Raw genomic sequence first — 1,782 nt, forward strand, 5'->3', positions numbered from 1 at the left:
CTCCAGCGTGAGCATGGGCAGGCGGTTGACCGCCGAAATGTACGCGTCGAGATTGCCCAGCGGAGGCACGAGCGTCCACGGGTTGACCGCGCCGACGGCAGACGTTGCAGGCACCGGCACAGCCAGCGCGGCCGACGTGGTGCGGGGGGAAAGAGCGTATGACAAAGCAGAACTCCTTTTCTAAGATCAAATATTAGCACTCCCCACGGGAGACTGCCAATGAAGCCATTCAATGGCTTGAATAGCGCATGGCTACTAGGTAATAACCCTTAATGACCAGTATGACACCGGGCCGAACGGCTAGTTCAACACCCTTGGTTTCGGGGATGTAAAGATCGCCGTGGCGCGCCAGTGTCCCGCTCTGGCCGGCCCGCTCGACCCCCGCAAGCCCCGTCGGCTCGGACAGGAGCGAAGCCGTTTGGTCTGCGTGGCAGCATCACCCGTCACTGTGGAACGGTTTCCTCGCCTTTCAAGTCGGCGGGCGCAGGCAGCGGCTGTGGGCCTGAGGCCGGTGCGCGTGTGGGAGCGGGCTGACCGGGCCGCCACTGCACGTATGCGCGTTCGCACCCGGGCCAAGTCGCTATAGATTCGATAGCTGCTGGCGCAGATATTGATCGGGCTGCAGGCCATTTTGATGCATGAAACGGGCTTCCTGGCAAGCTCCGGACGCGTCGATGCCCGCAGGCTCAGTTTCGGCCTGGCCCCAATACTGTTCGGGTAGTACCCAAACCCTGGCGCGCTTCATGTCGGTCATGTGCTTTGCTTGGCCCCAATACTGTTCGGGTAGTACTCCAAACCGTTCGGGCTGAGGTATCGAAGCCGGGAAATGCCCTTCGATACCTCAGGGCGAACGGGTTTAACTGAACAGTCTTGGACCTGGCCCGCCGCGCCCGACCAGCAGTGGCCGGAAAACCGGGTCGTCGTAAGCCTGAAACGTCGCCCACTGCGCATGCGGCCGGCCAGAGCGGATCAGCGCCCGCATGCCGGCCCGCTCCGCAGCCGCCGCATCGCGGTCAAAGCGGTCGCCAATCATCAACGCCCTTCCAGGCGCCACCCCGGTCCGGCGCAGGATCGCCAGCAGCCCGGCCGGGTCAGGTTTCAGCCGTTCAATACCGGCGTCGGTGGCGCAAACCACAGGGTCAGCCGCCAGCCCCAGCGCCGCCAGCTTCGCCATGGCCGGGTAGTCCGAAAAAGCCGCCACCCGCTTGCCCGCAGCCCGCAGACCGGCAAACAGCTCGGCCACCTGTGCATAGCGGCACGCCGCCAGCAGCGGCAGCGGCCGCTGCTCCATCCATTCATCGGTCAGCGCCCGCACGGCCCCTGGCGTGGTGCCATGCCGTCTGGCCGTCTGCGCATACTGCAGCGCCATGAAATCAGCGCCAGCCTGCTCGCCCAGCGCCTCCCGCACCCGGCGAAAGGTGCGCAGTATCAAGAGCGTGTCCAGGCTGCGCGTCTGCCAGGTATGGTCCAGCAGTTGCCGCAGCATCCCGAGGCGAAGCTGCCGCTGGTCATACAGCGTGCCGTCCACGTCGAAGACCACCAGGTCGATGGTGGTCCAGTCGAGCAGGTCTGCAAGCGCCGGCGCGGTGTCAGGCTGCATGGGGCAGGCTGCGGCGCGGAGCACCGGCGTGGCCGGACGTGCGGTACGGGGTAGGGCAGTGGGGAAGGGCGAGGGCCATGCGTGGGGCGGTGGAAGGGTCAAAACAGCGGTGGATGGCGGGTTCAGGCATCGAATAGGCCTCTAGCCCATATGATACCTGCGCGGGTAGCTATGGATTTTAT

Annotated in this window: 2 protein-coding genes and 1 pseudogene; all 3 read right to left on the reverse strand. The window is 65.0% G+C overall.

Going from position 1 to position 1,782, the window contains the following annotated elements; all coding sequences use genetic code 11:
- Positions 1–126 (reverse strand): annotated as a pseudogene (locus B7X65_RS23805) (RNA polymerase sigma factor RpoH); the annotation flags it as partial.
- Between the two features lie 454 nt (positions 127–580).
- Positions 581–754, reverse strand: a complete 174-nt coding sequence (locus tag B7X65_RS23810; RefSeq protein WP_293596706.1) for a hypothetical protein — start codon at positions 752–754, stop codon at positions 581–583.
- Positions 755–856: 102 nt separating this feature from the next.
- Positions 857–1,600, reverse strand: a complete 744-nt coding sequence (locus B7X65_RS23815; RefSeq protein WP_293596707.1) for an HAD family hydrolase — start codon at positions 1,598–1,600, stop codon at positions 857–859.
- Between the last annotated feature and the right edge of the window lie 182 nt (positions 1,601–1,782).

Source organism: Polaromonas sp. 39-63-25 (genome assembly GCF_002278925.1).
GTDB lineage: Bacteria > Pseudomonadota > Gammaproteobacteria > Burkholderiales > Burkholderiaceae_C > Polaromonas.

Coding starts and splice junctions, on each gene's coding strand:
- B7X65_RS23810 (WP_293596706.1), bottom strand. CDS start 754: ATGACCGACATGAAGCGCGCCAGGGTTTGGGTACTACCCGAACAGTAT.
- B7X65_RS23815 (WP_293596707.1), bottom strand. CDS start 1,600: ATGCAGCCTGACACCGCGCCGGCGCTTGCAGACCTGCTCGACTGGACC.